Below are 23,076 nucleotides of genomic sequence, written 5' to 3' on the forward strand. Positions count from 1 at the left end.
AATTAAGCCTGACGCTGTTGCATCAATTCGATAAAGTGGTCAAACAATTCACTGGCTTCGTGTGGACCAGGGCTGGCTTCAGGGTGGCCCTGGAAGCTGAAGGCTGGTTTATCGGTACGGTGAATGCCCTGCAAGGTACCATCAAACAACGACTTGTGAGTGGCACGTAAATTGGCAGGTAAAGTGGCTTCTTCTACAGCAAAACCGTGGTTCTGCGCTGTGATTAACACCTTGTTTGTATTCAGATTTTTCACCGGATGGTTACCACCATGGTGACCTACTGTCATTTTAATCGTTTTGGCACCGCTGGCTAACGCCAGTAACTGGTGGCCTAAACAAATACCAAACACTGGAATATCAGTGGTCAGGAAAGTTTCGATGGCTTTGATGGCGTAATCACAAGGAGCCGGGTCACCAGGACCGTTGGATAAGAAAATACCGTCAGGGTTCAGTGCTAATACTTCTTCAGCAGAAGTTTGAGCCGGAACTACAGTTAAACGACAACCGCGGTCGGCCAACATGCGTAAAATATTACGTTTCACACCAAAATCGTAGGCAACTACATGAAAGGCTGAATTATCTGGTTTAGCGAAGCCCTGACCTAAAGTCCAGCTGCCTTCAGTCCATTGATAGGACTCTTTCACTGAAACTTCTTTGGCTAAGTCCATACCGGACAAACCAGGGAAAGCACGAGCCAGTTCTAAAGCTTTGTTTTCGTCTAAGTTATCACCAGCCATTAAGCAGCCGTTTTGTGCGCCTTTTTCACGCAAAATACGGGTCAGCTTACGGGTATCTATATCGGCGATGCCTAAAATATTGCGGGAGCTAAGATAATGACTAAGAGAGGCTTGATTACGGAAATTGCTGGCTAACAAAGGAAGGTCACGGATAATCAGGCCTTTGGCCCAGATTTTATCAGATTCCTCATCTTCATCGTTTGTGCCGGTATTTCCAATATGAGGATATGTCAGAGTGACGATTTGTTCAGCATAGGAAGGATCCGTGAGGATTTCCTGATACCCGGTCATCGAGGTATTAAATACCACCTCTCCAACAGAAATACCTTCAGCGCCAATGGCTGTACCGCGAAATACGGTGCCGTCTTCCAGTACGAGCAGGGCGGACTTAGTCAAAATAACCTCCAAACAGCAGAAAACGGGGGAAAAACATTGTTGTTCACCACCCGTTTTGACCCAGAATTTTTGTATCCACGTTTGCTTAGGCAAACCTGACTATTCTAGGCGATTTGAGCTATTTGGTCTAACTCTTTTTTGATATTTTATAAAAATGACGCTTTGATCGCATTTTTATAACATATTGCTCAAAAAGTTAAGCTAAGTCGGCCAAACCCAGCACTTGTTGCATAGAATAAAGTCCTGGCTGTTTATTTTGCAACCAAAGTGCTGCTCGCCATGCACCTTGTGCAAAAGTACTGCGACTGGAAGCTTTATGGGTTATTTCCAGCCGTTCTCCCAAATCCGCAAAGAGTGCAGTGTGGTCACCAATAATGTCACCGCCTCTGACCGTCGCAAAACCAATGGTCTTTTGATCACGCTCGCCCATCATGCCTTCACGGCCATAGACAGCAACATCGGAGAGATTACGATCCAAAGCTTTGGCAATTTGATGGCCTATAGCCATAGCTGTGCCTGAAGGTGAATCTTTTTTAAATCTGTGATGCGCTTCAATAATTTCAATATCAGCGGTGTGCCCCATTACCTTAGCTGCAGTTTCTACCAAATGCAGTAATAAGTTAACGCCGACACTCATATTAGGCGCCCAAACGATGGGAATAGACTGGGAGGCTTGTTGTACTGCAGCATATTGACTATCTGTGAGGCCAGTCACACCAATCACCAACGCTTTTTTGGCCTGCACCGCCAGCTCCAGATGCTGTAGCATGGCGTCTGGCATAGTAAAATCAATCCAAATGTCAGCTGAATCAAAAGCAGCTACAGAGGTTTCTATAAAAGGTAGGTTCAATTTGCCACAACCGGCCAATTCACCTGCATCCATGCCTGTTAAAGCTGAACCGGCGCGCACAGTAGCAGCAGTGATTGGCAATTGGTGCTCTTTAGCTACACTGACCAAAGCTCTGCCCATACGGCCGTTTGCACCTAAGATACCTACTGTACTCATCTATTGTTCCTGTGACTGGCTAGGTTGATTCGGGCGCTATTAAACGGCAGTCGGGAGCGATATGCAACCCCAAACTGCCGTGCTCTTTTATACCGCTGCGGTAAAAATGGCCCGGCTGGCACTATAGTCGATATCGCCATGCTCACCCAGCTTATCCATACCTTGGCTCATCACTTTGGCCATCAGCTCGTCCACTGAAGAGGCTGGCAGTCCATAAGCGGTCAAGCGGGTTGGCACCCCCATTTGCTCAAAAAAGGCACGGGTATGATGGATGGCTTCATCAATTTGGCGCTCAGGATCCTGCTGCTGCAAACCCCAGACTCTGCCGGCGTACTGCAGCAATTTGTCACGTTTGGTGGCGCGTTGCTGCTGCATTAAGGCCGGCAGCACTACAGCCAAAGTTTGAGCATGATCTAAGCCGTATAATGCAGTCAGCTGATGACCTAAGCCGTGAGTCGCCCAGTCTTGCGGCACTCCAACACCAATCAAACCGTTCAGAGCCATAGTGGCTGCCCACATCACATTAGCCCTGACATCATAATTTTCTGGCTCATTTAAGGCCTTGGGCCCCTCTTCTATCAGCACTTGTAAAATAGATTCGGCAAATCTGTCCTGCACAGCAGCATTGACCGGATAAGTCAGGTATTGCTCCATGACATGGACAAAAGCATCCACTACGCCATTGGAAATTTGTTTAGCTGGTAAGCTGTAGGTGACTTTTGGATCAAGAACAGCGAACTGCGGATAGACTGCTGGGTGTGAAAATGCCAACTTTTGCTGAGTGCTTTGGCGGGTAATCACCGCATTGGCATTACTTTCTGTACCAGTCGCTGGCAAGGTCAGCACACAGCCCAGAGGCAATGCTGCTTTAATTCGTACTTTATTTTCTAAAATGGCCCAGCCATCTTGCTCCAGCAGTGCAGCTGCTGCGATGTATTTGCTGCCATCCACGACAGAGCCACCGCCTACAGCTAATATAAAATCAATTTTTTCCGCTTTCACTAAAGCAACAGCTTTGCTTAAGGTTTCGTAACTTGGATTAGGTTCAATACCAGAGAACTCCAGATAACTGTGCCCTTTCAGCGCATCTGTCACCTGTTGATACACACCGTTTTGCTTAATAGAACCACCACCATAGGTCAGTAGTACTTTACTTCCTGTTGGGATCAACTGGCTCAACTGGCTAATTTGGCCATCACCAAACACAATTCGGGTTGGATTCTGGTAAGAAAAGTTAAACATAGTAGCTCCGGTGAGTGAAACAAAAATTCATGGATGGATATGGGCCTAAAAGGCACTAAGTTCAAGCTGCTTTTGGTTTTTTCTTCTACCGTAGGCAAAACGCCTGAATTCGGTTAGGCTGATTTTAAGTCATTTAGGCTCCATGTTTGTTATGAAACTTGTGATCCGATGCAATCATTTTTATTAGTTTGGCTATAGCTTAGTCGGCTTTAATATTTGACAGGACTTCTGGACGTCTCTATATTCCGGAAAATTTTAAAACCTTTCAGGTTTAGAGGAAAACTCATGACGTTATCGCAAAAACAGCAAGCACGTTTATCCTTGCTGCCCTTGCTGCTATTTGTTGCCTTGTTCTTAGGCACAGGACTTTATCTGCAGTCGCAAGGGGTTGATTATGCCTTTTATCAGTTACCTGGGCCTGTGGCTATTATTCCCGCTCTGGTGTTGGCAATTTGGCTTTATAAGGCCCCCTTGACCGAATCTATTGACGTTCTGGTACGAGGTGCTGGTAATAGCAATATTATTACTATGTGTATCATTTACCTGCTGGCAGGTGCTTTTGCTACTGTAGCTCAGGCAACGGGCGGCGTAGACGCTGTGGTTAATGCAGGTTTATCCTTAGTTCCAGCCGAATTTTTATTACCCGGCTTATTTGTAATTTCAGCCATAGTGGCGACGGCTATGGGTACTTCGATGGGGACTATAGGTGCTTTAGCCCCAATAGCAGTGGGTTTAAGCACGCAAGCGCAGTTAGAGCCCGCTTTAGTGGCAGGGGTACTGTTAAGTGGTGCAATTTTTGGCGATAACCTGTCTATCATATCTGATACCACCATAGCCTCCACCCGCACTCAGGGTGCGGAAATGAAAGACAAATTCAGAGAAAACCTGAAAATAGCCCTACCTGCTGCAGTGCTGACACTGGCCTTATTTGCTGTTTTAGCGCAAAGCCTGGTTCAAGTAACAGTCAAAGACTTTAGCTGGACAGGAGTTTTACCTTATGCCGCTATTCTTATTCTGGCTGTGGCGGGGATGAACGTATTTGCTGTTCTGCTTCTGGGCATAGTGTTAGCCGCATTGCAAGGGGCCGTATTGGCCGACTATCAACTGGCAAACCTGGGTAAAGACATTTATAAAGGTTTTGGCTCAATGCAGGAGATTTTCCTGCTGTCGATGTTGGTGGGCGCTTTGGGTGAATTTGTCAAACAACAAGGGGGTTTGCAGTATTTGTCCAGCCATGTGACGGCATTGGCTTTAAAACTGAAATTGGCCGGCAATAAAGCTCAACAACTGGCTATCGCCGCTCTGGCTTTTGTCAGTAACCTGTGTATTGCCAATAACACTGTCGCCATAGTCGTCACAGGCGATGTCAGTAAAGATATAGCTGTGCATCACCAAATCACGCCTAAACGCAGCGCCAGCTTATTGGATGTATTTGCCTGTATAGCACAAGGCTTAGTGCCTTATGGCGCTCAGGCGTTATTATTAGGTGCCAGCTTTGGCCTGTCTCCATGGGATGTGGTCACCAACAGCTACTATTGCTTAATACTTGCGGTCTTTGCCATTGCACGCATTTTGGTAGAAAAAATCGACCGGAGCGATGTTTAACGTCTATATGAGGCGATGATGTCCTCGGCAAGCATTTTGCTGGACAGCAAAATGTAAAAAATCGGGCCAGCATTAAGCTGGCCCGGTTATTTGAATTTTAAGTTTTACTACAATTCGGCAAGGCCCCCTGACTGCGGCGCTGCTGGTAATAGCCTTCTGCCACCGTCATATGCTTATTTAACTCTTTTATTCTGTTGTCCGGCACAGGGTGGCTGGATAACAGCTGTGGCGTTGAACCACTTCCTTTCGCCGCCATGTTCTGCCATAACTTCACAGATTCCGTAGGTACAAAACCTGACTTAGCCATCAGCTCCAGCCCCATAATATCGGCTTCGGTTTCATGAGCTCTGCTAAATGGCAGTGCTATACCCACTTGAGCGCCTAAGCCAAAGGCAGTCTTCATTTGTTGCTGATAAGGCGTACCAGCAACAGTTAATGCGCTGTCAGCCACTGTTAATGCGGTAGAAATAAACTGGTCGCTGGATAAACGCTCGTTGCTGTGTCCAGCCATGACGTGGGCAATTTCATGACCTATGACAGCCGCCAGTTGCGATTGGTTATCAGCCACTAGCAAAAGCCCGGTATACACGCCCATTTTGCCGCCAGGTAAAGCAAAAGCATTGACCTGATCATCTTCAAACACCACTATTTCCCAGGGGGTTTGTTGCCACTTGGCATCGGTATGTTTGAGCAGGGTATTGGCGACGCACTGCACATACTGATTCACTTTTTTATTTTTACTGATCGGGGTTTCAGCTTTCATGCCTTCAAAGGTCTGAATACCCATAGCGCTGAGTTTTTGGTCATCAAATAACATCAGCTGGCGACGACCAGTAGGTGAATGAGTGCAACTGGCGATTAAGACACTGGCAATTAGCAAGGGAAGCACTAACTTAGTACGCATCAAATGATCCTTCTTTTCTTTTCGTACTTGAAACGGCAGCTAATAGAACTATAAAAGCTCCAATAAGTTCAGTTATTGTGCGGCATCTGAAAAAAGAAAACCACCGGCAGGTGGTTTTCATTCAGTATCTGCAGAAAACAGATGTTAGCCGGTTAAATCATCAAAAAACTTTTTCACACCATCAAAGAAGCCTTTTGACTTAGGTCTGTGTTTAGCTTCACTGTCTCCAGCCCAGCTTTCATCCAGCTGTCGCATCAAGTCTTTTTGCTTGTCGCTTAAGTTGACAGGGGTTTCCACCACCACTTTACAGACCAAATCACCTACACCGCCACCACGGACCGACTGCACACCTTTACCGCGCAGACGGAACATTTTGTCAGTTTGGGTTTCAGCAGGGATCTTCAGCTTGACTCTACCATCTAAAGTTGGTACGTCAATTTCACCACCTAAAGCAGCAGTACTGAAACTGATGGGTACATCGCAATACAAGTTGTTGCCATCACGCACAAAGATAGGGTGCTCTTTGACATGCACCTGTACATACAAGTCACCAGCCGGTGCACCAAACTGCCCAGCTTCACCTTCACCTGCTAATCGGATACGGTCACCTGTATCCACGCCAGCCGGGATTTTCACCGACAGTGTTTTGGTCTTTTCTACGCGGCCATCGCCATGACATTTAGTACATGGGTCCGGGATAATTTTGCCGCGACCACTACAAGTCGGACAGGTTTGCTGCACAGCAAAAAAGCCCTGACGCATAGTGACTTGTCCAGCTCCATGACAGGTTGGACAGGATTTGGCTTGAGTGCCTTTTTTCGCGCCTGAACCATCACAGACATCACAGGACACCCAGGTTGGCACTTTAATTTCAACCGACTTACCCCGTACAGCATCCTCGAGATTTAACTCCAGGTTGTAGCGTAAGTCTGAACCACGTTGGGCACGGGATTGCCCGCCACCACGACGGCCACCACCAAAGATGTCACCAAAAACGTCACCGAAAATGTCGTTAAAGTCGGCACCACCGCCACCGCCGCCACGGTTTGGATCCACACCAGCGTGACCATAGTTATCATACGCAGCGCGCTTCTGGTCATCCGACAGGATCTCATAGGCTTCTTGCACTTCTTTAAACTTCTCTTCCATAGCTTTATCACCCTGAGTTCGATCCGGGTGATATTTCATGGCGAGCCGTTTATAGGCCTTTTTGATTTCTTTATCGTCAGCGCCTTTTTCGACGCCAAGCACTTCGTAATAATCACGCTTCGACATAACAACTCATCTTGATAGAGGAGCGACCGCACAAGGCGGCCGCTCAAATTAACTCTGGTATGGGGCGCATCTTAAAGAGGCGACCCCACAGACACAATGATTATTTGTTGTCTTTAACTTCTTCGAACTCAGCGTCGACGACGTCATCACCAGCAGCATTGCGTGCTTGAGGTTCAGCGCCACCTTGTTGCGCTTTCGCCTGAGCTACTTCAGACAGTTTCTGAGAAGCCTGGATCAGAGCCTGAGTCTTAGCTTCGATCTCAGCTTTATCGTTTGCTTTGATGGCAGTTTCCAGCGCAGCAACAGCAGCTTCAATCTCTTGTTTGTCGTTAGTGGCTAAGTCGTTACCAGCTTCTTCAATTTGCTTGCGGGTTGCATGCACTAAAGCGTCTGCCTGGTTACGGGTTTGCACTAATTCTTCAAACTTTTTGTCTTCTTCAGCATTCAGTTCAGCGTCACGCACCATACGTTCCACTTCTTCATCTGATAAGCCTGAAGAAGCTTTGATAGTGATCTTCTGCTCTTTACCTGTGTCTTTGTCTTTAGCAGACACATGCAGAATACCGTCGGCGTCTAAGTCGAAAGTAACTTCGATTTGTGGCTCACCACGACGAGCCGGACGAATACCTTCTAAGTTGAACTGACCCAGTGACTTGTTGGCAGACGCTTGCTTACGCTCACCTTGCAGCACATGGATAGTTACAGCAGACTGGTTGTCATCCGCAGTAGAGAAAGTTTGTGACTTCTTGGTTGGGATAGTGGTGTTCTTCTCAATCAAGGCTGTCATCACGCTACCCATAGTCTCGATACCTAAAGACAATGGAGTTACGTCTAACAACAGAACGTCAGTCACGTCACCTGATAATACAGCGCCCTGGATCGCTGCACCCACAGCTACAGCTTCGTCAGGGTTCACGTCTTTACGTGGCTCTTTACCGAAGAAGGCTGTTACCGCTTCCTGAACTTTAGGCATACGAGTCTGACCACCTACCAGAATGATATCGTTGATATCACTTACAGACAGGTCAGCATCTTTTAGTGCCTGTTTCAGCGGCTCGATAGTGCGCTGAATTAAATCGTCTACCAAAGATTCCAGCTTAGCGCGGGTTACTTTGATGTTTAAGTGCTTAGGACCAGTGGCATCTGCAGTGATATACGGCAGGTTCACTTCAGTCTGAGAAGCAGAAGACAGTTCGATCTTAGCTTTTTCGCCAGCTTCTTTTAAACGCTGCATCGCCAGTGGATCGTTACGCAGGTCAATGCCCTGCTCTTTTTTGAACTCGTCTACTAAATAGTTGATCACACGAGAGTCAAAGTCTTCACCACCTAAGTGAGTGTCACCGTTGGTTGCTAATACTTCGAAGGTCTGTTCGCCATCTACATCGTCGATTTCAATGATAGAGATATCGAAAGTACCACCACCTAAGTCATAGACTGCAACTTTGGTGTCGCCTTTTTTCTTATCCATACCATAAGCCAGCGCTGCTGCTGTTGGCTCGTTGATGATACGTCTTACTTCTAAACCAGCGATACGGCCGGCATCTTTTGTCGCCTGACGTTGCGCATCGTTGAAGTAAGCAGGAACAGTGATTACCGCTTCAGTCACTGGCTCGCCCAGATAATCTTCAGCAGTTTTCTTCATTTTTTTCAGCACTTCCGCAGAAATCTGTGGTGCAGCTAATTTTTTGCCTTTAACTTCAACCCAGGCGTCACCATTATCAGCCTTAACAATCTGGTAAGGCATGATTTTGATGTCACGCTGAACTTCAGCATCTTCAAAACGACGACCAATCAAACGCTTAATTGCGAACAAAGTATTTTTTGGGTTAGTCACAGCCTGACGTTTGGCTGGCTGGCCAACTAATACTTCGCCGTCTTCAGCATAAGCGATGATGGAAGGAGTGGTTCTGGTACCTTCAGCGTTTTCAAGAACGCGTGGCTGGTCGCCATCTAAAATAGCCACACAGCTGTTTGTTGTACCTAAGTCAATACCAATAATTCTACCCATAACTACTCTCCGCTTATTAATCTGTACAATTAAAATTGTGTTGACCAGTTAATGGGGTTTACCCCTATTCGATTCAAGGTTATTTTTTTAAAAAAATTTATCGTTTGTGCGATAAATGAGCAAAAAGGCGGGTTCAGCCACTGATTAGCGCCGAAACTAAGGCGATAGAACAGAAAAGCATTTAACCCAAAAAGCAATTGCGGCGTATAATCCTGCTTAATTACCAGACTATGAGCCTGAACAGAGAGAAAGATCATGCCTTTATTAGATAGCTTTACCGTTGACCACACCATTATGAAAGCACCTGCTGTGCGCGTGGCTAAAAAAATGAATACACCCAAAGGTGATGACATCACTGTATTTGATTTACGTTTTTGCGTGCCTAACGAAGAAATCCTGTCAGAAAAAGGCATTCATACACTGGAGCATTTATTTGCCGGTTTTATGCGTGATCATTTAAATGGCGATGGCGTAGAAATTATCGATATTTCCCCAATGGGCTGTCGCACAGGTTTTTATATGAGCCTGATTGGTACACCGGACGAGCAGCGTGTGGCAGCAGCATGGAAAGCCGCTATGGCCGATGTGCTGACAGTACAAAACCAGTCTGAAATTCCTGAGCTGAACATTTATCAATGTGGCACAGCCCAGATGCATTCTTTAGCTGAAGCCAAAGAAATTGCCCAGAACATCATCAGCCGTGGTGTAGGTGTGAATTTAAACGACGAATTAAAGCTGTCCGCTGAGTTTTTGAAAAACAGCTAAGATGGATTGAAGCAGTCAGGCTCAAGGGCCTGACTCTCTACTGACTACACTATTCAATTCTGCACAAAAACCTATAAGGCCAATGCTGCTTCTAACTCTGGCAGCAGGCTGAATAAATCCCCCACTACGCCATAATCTGCAATCTGAAAAATCGGTGCTTCCGGATCTTTGTTGATAGCCACTATCACTTTGGAATCCTTCATCCCCGCTAAATGCTGAATAGCTCCAGAGATCCCTACCGCTATATATAAATCCGGCGCAACAATTTTACCGGTTTGTCCCACCTGCATATCGTTGGGCACAAAACCCGCATCCACTGCAGCTCTGGAGGCTCCAATAGCAGCCCCCAGTTTGTCAGCAATGCCTTCGAGTAACTTGAAGTTATCGCCATTTTGCATACCACGTCCACCGGAAATAACCACTCTGGCAGCCGTCAGTTCTGGCCGCTCAGATTGGGTCAGGCTTTCGCTGATAAAACGCGATACGCCAGCATCTTTGGCTATGCTCAATACATCTATTGTCGCATTGCCATTTTCTTCAACTGCAGTAAAAGCGGCGCTGCGCACTGTGATCACTTTGACCGCATCGCTTGATTGCACTCTGGCGATGGCGTTACCTGCATAGACAGGCCGCACAAAGGTGTCTGCGCTTTCTACCGAGATAATGTCAGACAGCTGGCCAACGTCCAGTAAGGCGGCTACCCGAGGCAACAGGTTTTTACCATGGCTGGTCGCAGGCGCGAGTATATGACTGTAAGCGGCCGCCAACTCAACCACTAAAGCTGCAACATTTTCTGCCAATTGATGTTGATAGACCCTGTGATCCGCTATCAGTACTTTACGCACCCCACTGAGTTTGGCTGCGGCCTGAGCTACAGCGTCACAGTTGGCACCAGCTACCAACAGGTCGACTTCATTTCCCGTTAACAGAGCTGCTTGCACCGCTTTGTGGGTGTCGGCTTTTAATTGGCTGTTCGTGTGTTCTGCTATTACTAAGGCTGTCATGCTATCACCTTGGCTTCTTGTTTTAATTTGCTGACCAGTTCAGCGACGGATCCCAGTATCACGCCAGCGCTGCGGCTGCCCGGCGCACTGACATTCAGTGTGCTGATATTTGACTTAAGCAGCACGCCCATGCTGTCAGCGGCTTTAATCTCCAGCGGCTTTTTCTTAGCTTTCATAATATTGGGTAAGGAGGCATAACGCGGCTCGTTTAAGCGCAAGTCAGTGCTGACCACAGCAGGCAGGCTCAGCTCAACGGTTTGCAAGCCACCATCGATTTCACGGGTCACTTGTACGCAGTTCGCATTCATCACCAGCTTTGACGCAAAGGTACCCTGGCCCATACCAGTTAAAGCAGCTAGCATCTGGCCTGTTTGGTTGTTGTCAGAATCGATCGCCTGTTTGCCGATGATTACCAGTTGCGGCTGCTCGGTTTCAACCACTTTGGCGATTAATTTCGCCACTTGCAGTGAATCAAGCACCAACTCAGATTCAAGCAAAATTGCGCGATCAGCCCCTAAAGCCAGAGCGGTACGCAGCTGCTCTTGCGCTGCATTGCTGCCAATACTGACCACCACCACTTCAGTTGCAGTGCCAGCTTCTTTTAAGCGTACTGCCTCTTCGATGGCGATTTCACAAAATGGATTCAGCGCCATTTTAACGTTGGTTAAATCCACACCACTGCCATCCGACTTCACTTTAACTTTTACGTTGTAGTCTATTACCCGTTTTACCGGGACCAGTATTTTCATCTTTCCCCCTGCCAGCTGTTGTTTGTGCTGCTTGTCAAAATATGTACGGACAACTTTAGCTGGCAGCGTATAGTTGGCCCTGCTGCATTGCAAACCCAGGACCCGAGGCTTTTGCCTTTTATCAAGTGCAATGGCAAAACAACAGCCCTCACTTCAATGTTGTTTTCTACCGACGCATTTTCAGAGGTTGGGCTACTGCATAGTTTAGCCCCCTGCTGTTTTTCTTTGCTTTTTGTCAAATTGTCTGGACAATTTCAGCATACACTGGCAAGCATAGAGTTAACGAAAAAGCCGCAGTCGTTTCAATACGGATGACATTTTGAGGAACAGGTAGTAATGACACTGGACACTTCCAAGGTTTCGATAAAAACCTCACTAGCTTCACTTTTTGGCAAAAACTTATATGAAGTGGACGGCGATCAGCTGTTCCTCGACGAACTGTCGCAATGTGCACAGGAAGTGACGGTGCGCGAAGGCAGTTACATTTTTAAGGAAGGCGATCCGAGCGATTATGTATATGTGGCGATTTCCGGTGCCATTATGTTGGAGCGTTCAACCAGCAAAGGCGTTCGTCATGTGTTTGCCTTTTTATTCACCGGCAATCTGTTAGGTTTGTCTGAATTTTCTGTCTACAGTTTTAGCGCTAAGGCACTGAATAATGTCACTGTGATAAAAATGAATAAGAAGATTATTCAAAGCATCTTTGATCGCTACCCCACTATTGCCAAACGCTTTCACCAATTTACCACCCACGTGCTGCATTACATTTTGGATCAGATGTTTATTATGGGGCAGAAAACGGCACATCAGCGGCTGGCGCATCTTATTCTCGATATGGCGCACCGTATCGGCCATGGCACCAATCGCTTTTTCCTGCCCATGGGCAGGCAGGACATAGCCGATTATTTAGGGATGTCGCTGGAAACCACCAGCCGTGGTTTTAGCCACCTGAAGAAACAAGGCATCATTAATATCGAAAACAACTACAAAATCACAGTGCTGGACAGTGCAGCACTGAAGGAATTTGCTGATATTTAAGCTGTTACAACAGGCCTTCGCTATAGCGGCTGGCCTGTTGTAAAAAATCATCCGCCCGCAACCGCTGATTGATACCATGCAAATCAATCATCTCTGCCTTTAAGGAGTGTGTCTCGCCCTGATGGGCAATATGAGCCAACAGCTGTTCAGCACGTGGGATAAAACTATTCAGTAAAGCGGCCGGATAAAGTGCAATACGGTAGCCCAACTCAGCTAATTGCCCGCCGCTGTGCACAGGACTGTTACCGCCTTCAACCAGGTTATGAATAAGCGGGATACGGCCGGCAAACTGACGGCTGATTTGTTGCATCTGTGCCAGTGTCTGTGGCGCTTCGATAAAAATCGCGTCGACCCCTGTCGCCAGATACTGCTCAGCACGCTCAAGCGCATCCTCAAATCCGTTCACACCCAGTGCATCAGTGCGGGCGAAAATCAAGGTTTCTTCACTGCATCTGGCATCCAGTGCCGCTTTTAATTTACCCACCATTTCGCTGGCCGGGATCACCTGCTTGCCTTTCATATGACCACAGCGTTTGGGCATCAACTGATCTTCAATCTGCAGTGCCTGAGCGCCAGCGCGCTCCAGCACTTTGACTGACCTTTGGGTATTGAGCGCATTGCCAAAGCCGGTATCCATATCGACAATCAGCGGCAAATTGACCACTTCGCGGATCTGGCCGACACAGAGCGTTAGCTCAGCTAAATCCACTAATCCCAAATCGGGTTTACCCAAGCGGCTAAAGGATACACAGGCGCCTGAGACAAAAGCCGCACTAAAACCAGCCTGTTGCACCAGTTGCGCCGACAGTCCGTCATAAATACCAGGGACTTTCAGCAGATGCTCACTCTGCAACAACTGCTTCAGGGATACAGACATGGCGGCTTACTCCGGTATAGCAATATGTTCAGACAACAAGGAACCAAAGCCATGAATACGATCGGTAATGCCATTGGAGCGTAACGCATGCCAGAACGTCAGTGCATTGATAGCCAGCACAGGTTTACCCAGTTCGCATTCCAATTGTGCAGCCAGCTCGGTAAAGTACAGGTTGGTACCGGCCTGCAGGATTAAATCAACGTCATCACCGTCTACCTCGCGCACTAACTGACGGGTTTTACCAAAGCTCTCATGGGCAATCTCTACCGGACCTTGTGAGCAATGGCCCTGAATGCGCACCACTTCGTAGCCAATGTCTTGCATAAAGGTCACCACCTGACGATCGCCGACCGGCATATAAGGAGTGATCACCCCAATCTTTTTCACCCCTGGGTAGCATTTTAATGCATCCATAATGGCCTGAGCACCGAAGGTTACATTACAGCCACCAATCTCCTGGGCTATGGCATTGTAGCGGGCGAATTCGCGGTCAGAACGCTGCTTGCCATCCCAAAAGGTTTCTGCGGAATAGCCAAAAATGACGTGATCGGGCCGGCAAGTCAGCGCATCCCGTAATCCTTGTTCAGTCGCTGCACCAATGGCTTTGACCATTTCGACAAATTGCTGCTCGTTGGTTACTTTAAAAGGCGGAATGACACAACCCCTGGTGGCCAAAACCACACCTTCAGGCCGCATTTTGTTGTATTCCAGTTCCACAGCTGTATTGGTTGAAGGCACCAGTACAGCGAACTTTTTACGATAGCCATAGTAATCAAGTGTCATCAGATTATTCCTTTGTTTGCATAGCAGCAGTCGATGCGGTGTGCTGCTGTCGGATAAAAGTAAGGGTATGTTGCAGTAATTCATCAATCTGGCTTTGCCTATCCCGTAACTTGCTTTCGGTATTGAGGCTGTCAGCGAAGTAACCATACTGCCAGTGATTGGCCGCCGGCATTTCAATAAACAGAGTAGTGGCTGGATATTTGGGCTTGTTCAGGGCAATTTTTTCCGGCGTTGATTCAGCGTCCAGCGCTGCAGCGATTGACACAGTAGCAATTGGGAGAGAGTGTAAGTCACTGGCAGGATAAGAAGCCCAGAATATCAGGCTGGCCAGACGGTCGGCATGCGTTTTGGCAAATTCGGCTGCAGCAACCCCCCCCAGCGAATGCCCCACCAGGTGCCAGCTTTTGATCTGCGGATAAGCTGCCATAACCTCTGCAGCTTGGTCTATGCCCAAAAATGCCGTATTCAAGGGCATCGGCACTATGACAGCAAGATAACCTTCAGCCGCCAAAGCCCGCATTACAGGCGCAAAAGTGTCTGGCGCTGTTTTGCCTCCCGGATAAAAAATAATGCCTTCACTGGGTTCAGTCGATGCAGGTGTAAAACTCAACCAGGGCGACAAACCTACACTGATCCTCTGATCGCTGTGCAAGGCGGCAGCGGTCAGATCTTTTTGATAAGAAAAAGGCACAGACATCCAGGCTGCGACACCAGCAAAAAGTAATGCCACCAGGGCAATAAAAACCAAAATCAGTTTTTTGATCATCACGAAACTCCTTTTACAGCAGAAGCTGCATACTGCTTATTCTCTACAACTGTGCCGGTTCTAACCCACCAACTCCAGACAAATACCACAGCGTTTAGTGCGCCAAACACCACAAAAGGTGTCGCCGGGCCAACCACTGAAAACAAATAACCACCGCCCGCTGTGCCAACTAAAATGCCTACAGCACCAGCGACACCAAAAAAGCCAATCACAGCCCCCCGGCTGGCGGCAGGTGCCCGCTCTCCCACCAGCGCCTGACTGGAAACAAAAGCGCTGATTTCCGCTATTCCCATGGCAAAGAGCAGTAGAAACACCCAGCCAGCTGTCGGATCTGTGACCAAAAACATGCTGCAATACACCAGTGCTGCTAAACCAGAAGCAATAGTGACGGCCCTGACTCTGCTGACTTTGTCGATAATAAATCCCATCAGCAGCGACCCTATCATGGCGCCACTGACCACGGTCAACACGGCAGGGACAGCCAGACTTTGCATGGCCTGACTGGGTGTCATGCCTGAATGTGCTGTGCCATGCTGCACCAGCCATAAACCAAGAAAGGCACCGGTAACCGCTAAATCACCACGTGAGATAAAAGCAGCGCCGTAAGATAGAGCTATGGCCGGATCCTTCACCGCAGCACCGCCTTGCCTAAGCATCTGTCCCACACTGGTTTTCGTTTGCTGATGCACTTTGCCCACCAAAGGCGATAAACCACACCATGCCACTATGGCCGCAACAACCCCCAAAGCACCGGTCAGTGCAAAAGTTGCTTGCTGAGCTTGAGTTTCGCTAAATCCTCCATCAACAAATAAACGCGGAAAACTGGCCAGAACCGGTGGAATAAAAGCACCTAACGTAGCGACAAAACCTTGCAAGCCATTGGCTTTGCCTCTGGTGCTGTTTTCGGTGTAGTCGGCTATTACTGTCACCATCATGCCCAGCATAGCCGCCGAGCCTATGGCCACAATCACACGATAGAACACCAATTCAGTCACTGAGCTGGCTGTACCATAGAGCACAAAACCCAGAGCACAAACCAGTAAACCCGTGGCATAAATGATACGGCGGCCGAACTTGTCGGCCAGCGCGCCAAACACCGCCAGTAGCAGGATAAAGACAGTTTCCTGAATGGCACCTAACAAGCCGGTCAGTTTGCCTTGCTGTTCCAGAGGGATCCCCATCACCTGCAGCAGACCTGGTTGCAAAATAGCCATGGCCCCTGCATAACCGGAAGATAACAAAGCAACAAACAAATAGCACAACAGGTTCCGCCGTTTCACGCCATCAACTAATGAAATGCCTAGCATTCTCTTGTTCATTTGCTCCCCCTGACCTTTGGTTGTTAATAACGCTTTTGTTGCTTAATTTGCTCACTGCCCATACGTAGGTCCACCATACGGGCCACTTCTTCTTCACCAAAGACTTTCACCGCCAGTTTGTTCATTGGATCACGGCGATAACACATTTCGCGAATGGTATGGTCGTGCTGCTGTAACAGGGTCCGCTCTGCTTCAGGCACAGCAGTAGCCTGATCCAGCCAGCCTAACCAGCGGTCCACCATTTCATGCAGGTAGGTTTCAAAGATATCGATGTTGGCGTGATTCAGCTCCCCCATCAGACTTTGGGTGGCCGGATTATTGAGTGCTCGCATATACTGGCCATGACTGACAGACCAGTGGAAGTTTGGATTGCTGCGCAGTTTCATATACCAGTCGTTGACTTCATCATTGAAGTACTTATCCAGATAATTGATGTCTGTCAGCAGGTTACGACGCGGGGTGTAGTCGCAGTAACAAAACAGGTGCGGCACAGTACCAAACACAATCACCAGATGGGGCACATCTGTTTGTTGGTCCAGAAATGCGGTGGTATTCATATCGAGAATACTGGCCTGACGATTACCAATCCAGGAATTGACTAACCACTCCACGCCCTGGCCACTCCAGGCCTTATAGCTGCCTTCCCATTCCCCATTAGGTGAGGTGTAATACTCGCGATCAAAAGTAGAAGGATGCTGTTCCAGATGCGGAAAACGGGCGGCGATTTTATCTTTTAACGCCGTCAAAATACCCCAGCAACGTCGCCAGTACTCAGTCACATCGACATTCGGGTTTTCAGCCAGAAATTCATCCAGCGTTTTGGTTTCTTTATTCACTGACATCACAATCTACTCCGCGTTACAAGCCATAGCGGCTGAATTTATCTTGAGGTTTGTTGACCAGACCACGCAGCATGCGCAAGCTGATCTTTAAGCTGGATAACCAGGCAATTTTGTGGCCCGATTTATTGCATTTGAGTATTTCTGCGGCCAGATAAGGCGCAACAGTTTCAGGTTCATCACAAATCAGGTTGGCGAAATGACGGCGGCGCTGAAAATTAGCCAGGTCAGCTTTTGCTTCGCGTACCACACCTTCGGTAATGATCATGCCTGGACGGATCCTGCCGACTATCACGCCACTGCCAGCCAGCTCTTTCGCCAGTGCAGTACTGAAATAATCCAGCGATCTTTTAGTGCTGCCATAGACCCCCATACCGGCAAAATATTCTCCGTCTGAACCACCACCGAGCATATTGAAAATTTTGCCATAGCCCTGAGCCAGCATCAGTACAGCAGCCACCCGACAACATTGCATGGTGCCCAAAATGTTGGTTGTTACCATAGTCTCGAGGTCTTGTTGCGAAGTTTGTAAAATACTGTTGGTCGTTTTTGCCAAACCTGCGTTATTAATCCAGATATCTATGCTGCCCATCTGCTGCAGAGCAAAATCACGCAAAGATTCCACCTGAGCCAGCTCACGGATATTGCAGGACGTGGCATAAAAACGTTCGCCACCTTTGCTCTTTGCCAGAGCCTGAAGCTCAGCAGAGTTCTGACCACAAACCAGCACCTGATGGCCTTGTTGCCAGAATTCTTCAGCCAACGCCCGTCCTATACCTTTAGTGCCCCCTGTAATAACAATGTTCATTTAGGACTCCAGCCATTTTGTATTGGGATCGCTCTGCTGCACGCTATAGCCAGTGGCAGCAATTTTATCAGCGGATATTTTACGGTTGGGTGCTTTGATTTGCCCCAGATAGCTTAATTCCGGCCATTGATGGGCACGACAAATAGCCGAGAACACCTCTTGATTCGAAGGAGGAACCCTGCTGTTGTCGCAGACATTAAACACACCATTGAGGTTCTGTTTGATGCTGTGCAGCACAGCCTGTACCACATCGGCAAAATGAATAGCGTAAAGCGGCGCATCTGCAGAGAACACTGTTTTACCACCAAAATAATCCAGTGCCATTTTTACCCGGGTTGGAAAATCCATATCGCCCGGAGCGCCATACATATCCGGGAAACGCAGCACACAGCCCTCTGGGCTTTGCAGTACAAAACGCTCTGCGGCCTGATAGTATTTCGATGAAGGTTCTTCGTGATTGCCGGTCGGGGTCAATTCAGTAATAGGATCATCCCCAGGGCCACCATCACCATAAACAGAAAAAGACGACAGAAAAATCACCCGGGGACAAGCAGCTGCAGCATGCTGACAACTTAATTCCAGCACCTGATGGTAATGCTGCTCGCGCTCTTCTTTGCTACGGGTTTTACGCACATCGGGAGCTACGGTAACTATCACCAGATCAGCGCCTTCAGCGGCAGCAGCTACTTTTTCGCCCTCCTGCCCTTTCAATACATAAACCTTGTCAACCAGCTCAGATAAAGCCGACACCTTTTCAGCCGTTGTGGTCGTACCGCTGACATTGTGCCCTAAGGCTTTCAGTTCACTGGCCAGGGCTTTGCCAATATGGCCTAAACCTAAAATCAGAATATTCATCGCTAGCATCCAACCTCATAATGTATTATTGTTATATCATATATACTTTAACAAGCGATACAAGTCCTTATGACAGTTTTAGCGCACACTGAATTAAAAAATCTTATTTTGGGTTTGCAGCATGTTGGTTTTGTCGTTGCCGATCTTGAGGCCGCACTACAGCAGTGGCAGCAGCTGTATGATGTCGACAGCAGCACCATACGCCGTGTTCCGGCCACCAAGGCAGAGCAAGATTGTTCGCCGGTGTTATTCGCCTTTTTTACCGTTGCCGGTCAGGAGATTGAATTGATCCAGCCAAAAGCTGACCCTTATCTGACACTGATGTTAGCCATGCAAAGTGGCCAGGCCGGCATCAATCATGTCGCATGGCGGGTGTCTGACTTAAGTGCCGCACTTCAGCTGCTGGCACATCGAGGTGTTTATCCTGGTTATGTCACTCCCAACGGACTGGTACAGTTTGGCCAGAAAAAAATGGTGTATCTCGATCCAGCCACCACGGGTGGACAATTAATAGAGCTGATAGAAATAAATGAATATTAATCATGGCTCTGCCATCAGCGCACTAAACTCCTATTTCACCACGGCAGCGGACAGCCAATGGCTGCAGCACGGCTACTTTAGTTATCATCTCAATGGCAAAGCGACTGATATTATTGAGCCATGGCGCACAGGCCGCACTGCGGCAGGCGCACAACTGATACAAAGCCTGCGTAGCAGTCAGCAGTACCAATTGTTGCTCAGTGCAGACTGGCAACAACTTGGCCCGCAGCAACACTGCGAGCTTTACTATCAGCAAGGCGGCACTGCGCCAGCAAAAGCCAGCTACCTGATCACAGAGACGACATGGTATTGCCGTCAGGCACACCAAGAATGGCAAGGCACTGTTGGCCCAAATTGGCACTTCTTCCCTTTATTACGTATTTTCAGCGGCACTATGTTGCAAGCACTGGAACAGAATTACTGCGAGTTGTTACTGCCTGATATTGAAATAAGCACAGCAGCTGAACATAAGCTGCAACCTAAGCTGGATCACAGACAAAGTTTCAGGATGGTTGACAAGGCAAACGACGGGCAGCATTTTGGTATGAGAGGAGGGCATTATCAGGAGAAAAATGCGGGTTTTGTCCTGAACGACCTAGGGCTATTAATGGCATACCACTGGCAACAGGACGCTGAGCATCTCTGGCAAATCAACAATCATATACTGCCAGGTTAAATCTGCACTAAGCCAGCCTCTGCGCTACGTGAAACTGCCCCCATCCATGGGTGAAGCAGTAAAGCAAGCCACAGTGGTGTTCTAGGATGCAGAAGGCAAATCAGCAAACAGATCGCGTTTATTAAAACCAGCAGTGAGAAAACGCCGGAACGCCTTACCGCCAGTCAGCCAGGCGACTTTGGCGCCGGAACCGTCCGTCGCCAGTATTTTCTCAACCAGCCAAGGCGTGACGGTTTCAACTTTGTCACCCAGTATATTGAAAATCTTCCGCGCCTTTTTCCACTGCTCAGATTTCAGATCGTAATCACTCAATAATAAATCTGTGACCACTATGCCCGGACTCAGGGTATTGACCTGCACAGCAGTGCCTTTGACTTCTTTCTGCAGTGCTTTATTCAGATAAGTCACAGCCCTTTTGGTTGCGCCATAAGCTGCCATACCAGGCTGCGTTGCGTCATTACTACCAAAACCTTCCATATTCCAGATTTGGCCACTGCCCTGCGCCAGCATGCCGCTCAGCACTATGCTATTGGCCAGCAACACAGCGGTCAGGTTGGTATCGACAATCCGCTGCAAGTCAGCCGCCGGTTGCAGATGCAGAGGTTGCCGGTCGATACTGATGCCCGCATTGTTGATCCAGATATCGACCTGACCAAATGCAGCTGCAGCGCCTTGCCATAGGGCCGTTAAGGCTGGAGCTGAACTCACTTCACAGGCCAACCCCACCACTTTGTCCTTACCAAACTGTTCGCCAAGGTGACTGACCAGCAGATCAACTTTGGATTGATCCCGACCGGAAATCATCACTTTGCAGCCTTTTTTCAGGAACTCAACGGCCAAACCATAACCAATTCCGCGGGTACTGCCGGTGATCACAACATTTTTCATGCTTTCCTCCTTAATTATTGATATAACATTAATACAAACAAACTCAGCATAATGCAAGACAACATCAGCACTTTCTTAATAGGAGCAACACGAAGATGAAATTTGCCGAAGGCAGCGTAGGACATACCCTGATGCAAATGCGTGGTATTTGGCATGACAGCGTGGAGCTGTTTGAATTAGACGGCAGGCCCTTAGCGGATGACACTGCAGCGGGCAGCGGTACTCCGGGGCAATCCCCTTTTGATAATCTGGTCTACATAGACTTTGACGGTGAGCAACTCTGGTTGACCAACGTACATTTTCGCGGCAGGCCAGCTTGCGCAAAAACCTTTACTGCCCGCATGAAAGATGGCTTATTGGTGTTTGATCCGCTGGGTGATGGCGCTTATGAAAATGTAGGCATGTCCGGCGGTAGCGGTATTTTGACCTTTAATGCCAGACAATTGGATCAGGGAACTGATGTGTATATGGAGCCGGATTTTATAATTCTGACCGCACCTGGCCAGCGCATACGCCATACCGTGTTGTATCGGGACGGTAAAGCGGTAAGAACCTTAACAGCCAAAGGCACACGTTTATCGCCATGCAGTAAACAACGGCACGCGCTCGATCCGAGAGGTACTGAAGGCCCGGTGCACGAAGAACCTTTTAGATCAACGATTTGGCAGCATTTAGTTAAAAGCTAACTGGTGTTTCTGGCTAGAAAACAGCACCTTTAATGCTCGTCCAGAGCATTAAAGGTGCTGAGATTTCAGCGATAAAGATGACTCAGTCAACAATGACTTCAACAGAATTCGCAGAATCTGTGGTTAATTCAGAGACGGCTTTTTCAAAAGCTTTTAACTCTTTAGGCTGCTTCACCGCCGGAACCAGAGGCATAGCCTCAAACACCCACTTCTGGCCATTCTCTGCCGCCTCACGGCGAACTGGTGATGGTACAGTTAATACGGTACGTCCCTGATAGCTGTCACGTTTAGCAAAATCAATATGCCAGCCTTTTTCTTCAATTAACTTACGCCTTGCCATACGGAAGGTACTCATAAATTTATCCGACTTTACCGAGACTTCATTGGCCAGAGTTTCCGGCAAATAATACGGATTAGTGGCTTCCACTATACGGGCATCTTCTTCCAGAATAGTCACCAGACGGCGGTGTGAGCTCTTATCAAATAACTTAGATTTCATAAAGGAGCGGAACTGCCAGGCAAAGGTTCTGGTGGTATGTTCGTCGACCGGCGTATTGGCATCGAACATCACAATTTGCCAGCCGGGCCGCAAATCAATCTGAATACGTACGACCATTCCAGGCAATTGCCATTCAGGATGCACGCGGGTTTCCTGCTTGTCTTTACGAACCCACTTACGCCACCCCAAAAAACCACCTTTAAGTTGTGGCGGATACATCACGTTGGTGGAGCGGCCCCACCACTCATGTTTTTCAACAGAATCAATGTAGTTATCTGGTGCTGTACTTGGGTAACCAAATACCGGATGCACAAAAGAGGCATGCGCTATATCAATACCGTTTTCTACAACCCTTGAGGCTTCAGCCTTCCAGGTGTATTCGGCAGGTAAACCCCGCCAACCCGGATCACCATATTGTGGTAAATCAGGGATGGGGTAACGTTCCTCTTCAGGTAAATCGCCCATAAAGACCCAAATCATGCCATAACGTTCTTCGACCGGGTAAGCATCGATACGGAAACGCGGCGGAACAACAAAATCTTTCCCTTCTGACGGGATCTTTTTGCACTTGCCTTTGCCGTCATATTCCCAGCCATGGTAAGGGCATACCACACAATCACGTTTTTCGTTCAGCCAACCTCCGGCCAACGAACCACCCCGGTGCAAACACACATTGGCGGTACAATGTACTTTGCCGGTGAGATCGCGAAACAATACCAGGTCCTGTCCTAGTAGCTTTGTTTTTACAGGCTTGTCTTTTACTTTGTCAGACCATTCTGCCACGTACCACAGATTGATGAGCATTTTCTGG

At 48.0% G+C, this 23,076-nt stretch carries 23 protein-coding genes; 6 read left to right on the plus strand and 17 right to left on the minus strand.

All coding sequences use genetic code 11. From position 1 onward, the window contains the following. Positions 1–2: 2 nt before the first annotated feature. The 3 genes from carA to EK374_RS15185 form a co-directional block, all read right to left on the minus strand. Positions 3–1,133 carry a glutamine-hydrolyzing carbamoyl-phosphate synthase small subunit gene (gene carA, locus EK374_RS15175; RefSeq protein ID WP_127025344.1) on the minus strand — a complete coding sequence of 377 codons (1,131 nt, stop codon included), beginning with the start codon at positions 1,131–1,133 and terminating at the stop codon, positions 3–5. A 196-nt stretch (positions 1,134–1,329) separates the two neighbouring features. Next, positions 1,330–2,139, minus strand: coding sequence for a 4-hydroxy-tetrahydrodipicolinate reductase (gene dapB, locus EK374_RS15180; RefSeq protein WP_127025346.1), 810 nt, complete (start codon positions 2,137–2,139; stop codon positions 1,330–1,332). Between the two features lie 87 nt (positions 2,140–2,226). Then, positions 2,227–3,381, minus strand: a complete 1,155-nt coding sequence (locus EK374_RS15185) for an iron-containing alcohol dehydrogenase (RefSeq protein ID WP_127025348.1) — start codon at positions 3,379–3,381, stop codon at positions 2,227–2,229. 285 nt (positions 3,382–3,666) lie between these two features. On the opposite strand from EK374_RS15185, the gene EK374_RS15190 reads away from it, so the two are divergent. Beyond that, positions 3,667–4,986, plus strand: coding sequence for a Na+/H+ antiporter NhaC family protein (locus EK374_RS15190; RefSeq protein WP_127025349.1), 1,320 nt, complete (start codon positions 3,667–3,669; stop codon positions 4,984–4,986). Positions 4,987–5,083: 97 nt separating this feature from the next. Here EK374_RS15190 and EK374_RS15195 read toward each other — a convergent pair whose 3' ends face one another. The 3 genes from EK374_RS15195 to dnaK all read right to left on the minus strand — a co-directional run bounded on the left by EK374_RS15195 (position 5,084) and on the right by dnaK (position 9,173). After that, positions 5,084–5,890 carry a M48 family metallopeptidase gene (locus tag EK374_RS15195; RefSeq protein WP_127025351.1) on the minus strand — a complete coding sequence of 269 codons (807 nt, stop codon included), beginning with the start codon at positions 5,888–5,890 and terminating at the stop codon, positions 5,084–5,086. A 144-nt stretch (positions 5,891–6,034) separates the two neighbouring features. Further along, positions 6,035–7,165 (minus strand): molecular chaperone DnaJ, encoded by a 1,131-nt coding sequence (gene dnaJ / locus EK374_RS15200; RefSeq protein ID WP_127025353.1) that lies wholly within the window; start codon positions 7,163–7,165, stop codon positions 6,035–6,037. Between the two features lie 100 nt (positions 7,166–7,265). Further along, positions 7,266–9,173: a molecular chaperone DnaK gene (gene dnaK, locus EK374_RS15205; protein WP_127025354.1), complete on the minus strand. Its 1,908-nt coding sequence runs from the start codon at positions 9,171–9,173 to the stop codon at positions 7,266–7,268. Positions 9,174–9,428: 255 nt separating this feature from the next. On the opposite strand from dnaK, the gene luxS reads away from it, so the two are divergent. After that, positions 9,429–9,938, plus strand: a complete 510-nt coding sequence (gene luxS, locus EK374_RS15210; RefSeq protein WP_127025357.1) for an S-ribosylhomocysteine lyase — start codon at positions 9,429–9,431, stop codon at positions 9,936–9,938. Positions 9,939–10,009: 71 nt separating this feature from the next. On the opposite strand, the gene EK374_RS15215 is transcribed toward luxS, so the two are convergent. After that, positions 10,010–10,942, minus strand: coding sequence for an electron transfer flavoprotein subunit alpha/FixB family protein (locus tag EK374_RS15215; protein ID WP_127025359.1), 933 nt, complete (start codon positions 10,940–10,942; stop codon positions 10,010–10,012). Then, a complete protein-coding gene (locus EK374_RS15220) occupies positions 10,939–11,691 on the minus strand; it encodes an electron transfer flavoprotein subunit beta/FixA family protein (RefSeq protein WP_127025361.1) in 753 nt (250 codons plus the stop codon). The genes EK374_RS15215 and EK374_RS15220 overlap by 4 nt, the downstream gene beginning before the upstream one ends. 336 nt (positions 11,692–12,027) lie before the next feature. Here EK374_RS15220 and EK374_RS15225 point away from each other — a divergent pair, with 336 nt between their 5' ends. After that, positions 12,028–12,729 (plus strand): Crp/Fnr family transcriptional regulator, encoded by a 702-nt coding sequence (locus tag EK374_RS15225; RefSeq protein ID WP_127025363.1) that lies wholly within the window; start codon positions 12,028–12,030, stop codon positions 12,727–12,729. A gap of 4 nt (positions 12,730–12,733) precedes the next feature. Here EK374_RS15225 and EK374_RS15230 read toward each other — a convergent pair whose 3' ends face one another. Genes EK374_RS15230 through EK374_RS15260 form a run of 7 tightly spaced genes read right to left on the minus strand, consistent with a single transcriptional unit; the run spans position 12,734 to position 18,976 of the window. After that, positions 12,734–13,606 carry an isocitrate lyase/PEP mutase family protein gene (locus tag EK374_RS15230; RefSeq protein ID WP_127025365.1) on the minus strand — a complete coding sequence of 291 codons (873 nt, stop codon included), beginning with the start codon at positions 13,604–13,606 and terminating at the stop codon, positions 12,734–12,736. 6 nt (positions 13,607–13,612) lie between these two features. Next, on the minus strand, positions 13,613–14,389 hold the full coding sequence (locus EK374_RS15235) for a maleate cis-trans isomerase family protein (RefSeq protein WP_127025367.1): 777 nt from the start codon (positions 14,387–14,389) through the stop codon (positions 13,613–13,615). Between the two features lie 4 nt (positions 14,390–14,393). Beyond that, positions 14,394–15,155, minus strand: a complete 762-nt coding sequence (locus tag EK374_RS15240; protein WP_127025369.1) for an alpha/beta hydrolase — start codon at positions 15,153–15,155, stop codon at positions 14,394–14,396. Beyond that, positions 15,155–16,474, minus strand: coding sequence for an MFS transporter (locus tag EK374_RS15245; protein ID WP_127025370.1), 1,320 nt, complete (start codon positions 16,472–16,474; stop codon positions 15,155–15,157). Before EK374_RS15245 ends, EK374_RS15240 begins: the two co-directional genes overlap by 1 nt. 23 nt (positions 16,475–16,497) lie before the next feature. Continuing rightward, entirely contained in the window at positions 16,498–17,316 is an 819-nt protein-coding gene (locus tag EK374_RS15250) for a hypothetical protein (protein ID WP_127025372.1), read from the minus strand. Between the two features lie 16 nt (positions 17,317–17,332). Continuing rightward, positions 17,333–18,121: an SDR family NAD(P)-dependent oxidoreductase gene (locus EK374_RS15255; protein ID WP_127025374.1), complete on the minus strand. Its 789-nt coding sequence runs from the start codon at positions 18,119–18,121 to the stop codon at positions 17,333–17,335. Then, entirely contained in the window at positions 18,122–18,976 is an 855-nt protein-coding gene (locus EK374_RS15260; protein WP_164731888.1) for an NAD-dependent epimerase/dehydratase family protein, read from the minus strand. A 69-nt stretch (positions 18,977–19,045) separates the two neighbouring features. Between EK374_RS15260 and EK374_RS15265 the strand changes: the two genes are divergently transcribed. Beyond that, positions 19,046–19,516 (plus strand): VOC family protein, encoded by a 471-nt coding sequence (locus tag EK374_RS15265; RefSeq protein WP_127025378.1) that lies wholly within the window; start codon positions 19,046–19,048, stop codon positions 19,514–19,516. Continuing rightward, the gene (locus EK374_RS15270) at positions 19,506–20,192 is read left to right on the plus strand and encodes a hypothetical protein (RefSeq protein WP_127025380.1); all 687 of its coding nucleotides are present in this window, start codon (positions 19,506–19,508) and stop codon (positions 20,190–20,192) included. The genes EK374_RS15265 and EK374_RS15270 overlap by 11 nt, the downstream gene beginning before the upstream one ends. A gap of 81 nt (positions 20,193–20,273) precedes the next feature. Here the strand turns inward: EK374_RS15270 and EK374_RS15275 are convergent, their stop codons facing one another. Beyond that, positions 20,274–21,080, minus strand: coding sequence for an SDR family NAD(P)-dependent oxidoreductase (locus tag EK374_RS15275; RefSeq protein WP_127025382.1), 807 nt, complete (start codon positions 21,078–21,080; stop codon positions 20,274–20,276). Between the two features lie 95 nt (positions 21,081–21,175). On the opposite strand from EK374_RS15275, the gene EK374_RS15280 reads away from it, so the two are divergent. Further along, positions 21,176–21,766 (plus strand): hypothetical protein, encoded by a 591-nt coding sequence (locus EK374_RS15280; protein WP_206099219.1) that lies wholly within the window; start codon positions 21,176–21,178, stop codon positions 21,764–21,766. 82 nt (positions 21,767–21,848) lie between these two features. Here EK374_RS15280 and EK374_RS15285 read toward each other — a convergent pair whose 3' ends face one another. After that, positions 21,849–23,069 (minus strand): aromatic ring-hydroxylating dioxygenase subunit alpha, encoded by a 1,221-nt coding sequence (locus EK374_RS15285; RefSeq protein WP_127025384.1) that lies wholly within the window; start codon positions 23,067–23,069, stop codon positions 21,849–21,851. Positions 23,070–23,076 lie beyond the last annotated feature (7 nt).

Source organism: Rheinheimera mangrovi, assembly GCF_003990335.1.
Lineage (GTDB): Bacteria > Pseudomonadota > Gammaproteobacteria > Enterobacterales > Alteromonadaceae > Pararheinheimera > Pararheinheimera mangrovi.

Excerpts from the sequence above, each read along its gene's own strand:
- dapB (WP_127025346.1), bottom strand. The coding sequence starts at position 2,139 with ATGAGTACAGTAGGTATCTTAGGTGCAAACGGCCGTATGGGCAGAGCT.
- EK374_RS15185 (WP_127025348.1), bottom strand. The coding sequence starts at position 3,381 with ATGTTTAACTTTTCTTACCAGAATCCAACCCGAATTGTGTTTGGTGAT.
- EK374_RS15190 (WP_127025349.1), top strand. The coding sequence starts at position 3,667 with ATGACGTTATCGCAAAAACAGCAAGCACGTTTATCCTTGCTGCCCTTG.
- EK374_RS15195 (WP_127025351.1), bottom strand. The coding sequence starts at position 5,890 with ATGCGTACTAAGTTAGTGCTTCCCTTGCTAATTGCCAGTGTCTTAATC.
- dnaJ (WP_127025353.1), bottom strand. The coding sequence starts at position 7,165 with ATGTCGAAGCGTGATTATTACGAAGTGCTTGGCGTCGAAAAAGGCGCT.
- dnaK (WP_127025354.1), bottom strand. The coding sequence starts at position 9,173 with ATGGGTAGAATTATTGGTATTGACTTAGGTACAACAAACAGCTGTGTG.
- luxS (WP_127025357.1), top strand. The coding sequence starts at position 9,429 with ATGCCTTTATTAGATAGCTTTACCGTTGACCACACCATTATGAAAGCA.
- EK374_RS15215 (WP_127025359.1), bottom strand. The coding sequence starts at position 10,942 with ATGACAGCCTTAGTAATAGCAGAACACACGAACAGCCAATTAAAAGCC.
- EK374_RS15220 (WP_127025361.1), bottom strand. The coding sequence starts at position 11,691 with ATGAAAATACTGGTCCCGGTAAAACGGGTAATAGACTACAACGTAAAA.
- EK374_RS15225 (WP_127025363.1), top strand. The coding sequence starts at position 12,028 with ATGACACTGGACACTTCCAAGGTTTCGATAAAAACCTCACTAGCTTCA.
- EK374_RS15230 (WP_127025365.1), bottom strand. The coding sequence starts at position 13,606 with ATGTCTGTATCCCTGAAGCAGTTGTTGCAGAGTGAGCATCTGCTGAAA.
- EK374_RS15235 (WP_127025367.1), bottom strand. The coding sequence starts at position 14,389 with ATGACACTTGATTACTATGGCTATCGTAAAAAGTTCGCTGTACTGGTG.
- EK374_RS15240 (WP_127025369.1), bottom strand. The coding sequence starts at position 15,155 with ATGATCAAAAAACTGATTTTGGTTTTTATTGCCCTGGTGGCATTACTT.
- EK374_RS15245 (WP_127025370.1), bottom strand. The coding sequence starts at position 16,474 with ATGAACAAGAGAATGCTAGGCATTTCATTAGTTGATGGCGTGAAACGG.
- EK374_RS15250 (WP_127025372.1), bottom strand. The coding sequence starts at position 17,316 with ATGTCAGTGAATAAAGAAACCAAAACGCTGGATGAATTTCTGGCTGAA.
- EK374_RS15255 (WP_127025374.1), bottom strand. The coding sequence starts at position 18,121 with ATGAACATTGTTATTACAGGGGGCACTAAAGGTATAGGACGGGCGTTG.
- EK374_RS15260 (WP_164731888.1), bottom strand. The coding sequence starts at position 18,976 with ATGAATATTCTGATTTTAGGTTTAGGCCATATTGGCAAAGCCCTGGCC.
- EK374_RS15265 (WP_127025378.1), top strand. The coding sequence starts at position 19,046 with ATGACAGTTTTAGCGCACACTGAATTAAAAAATCTTATTTTGGGTTTG.
- EK374_RS15270 (WP_127025380.1), top strand. The coding sequence starts at position 19,506 with ATGAATATTAATCATGGCTCTGCCATCAGCGCACTAAACTCCTATTTC.
- EK374_RS15275 (WP_127025382.1), bottom strand. The coding sequence starts at position 21,080 with ATGAAAAATGTTGTGATCACCGGCAGTACCCGCGGAATTGGTTATGGT.
- EK374_RS15280 (WP_206099219.1), top strand. The coding sequence starts at position 21,176 with ATGAAATTTGCCGAAGGCAGCGTAGGACATACCCTGATGCAAATGCGT.
- EK374_RS15285 (WP_127025384.1), bottom strand. The coding sequence starts at position 23,069 with ATGCTCATCAATCTGTGGTACGTGGCAGAATGGTCTGACAAAGTAAAA.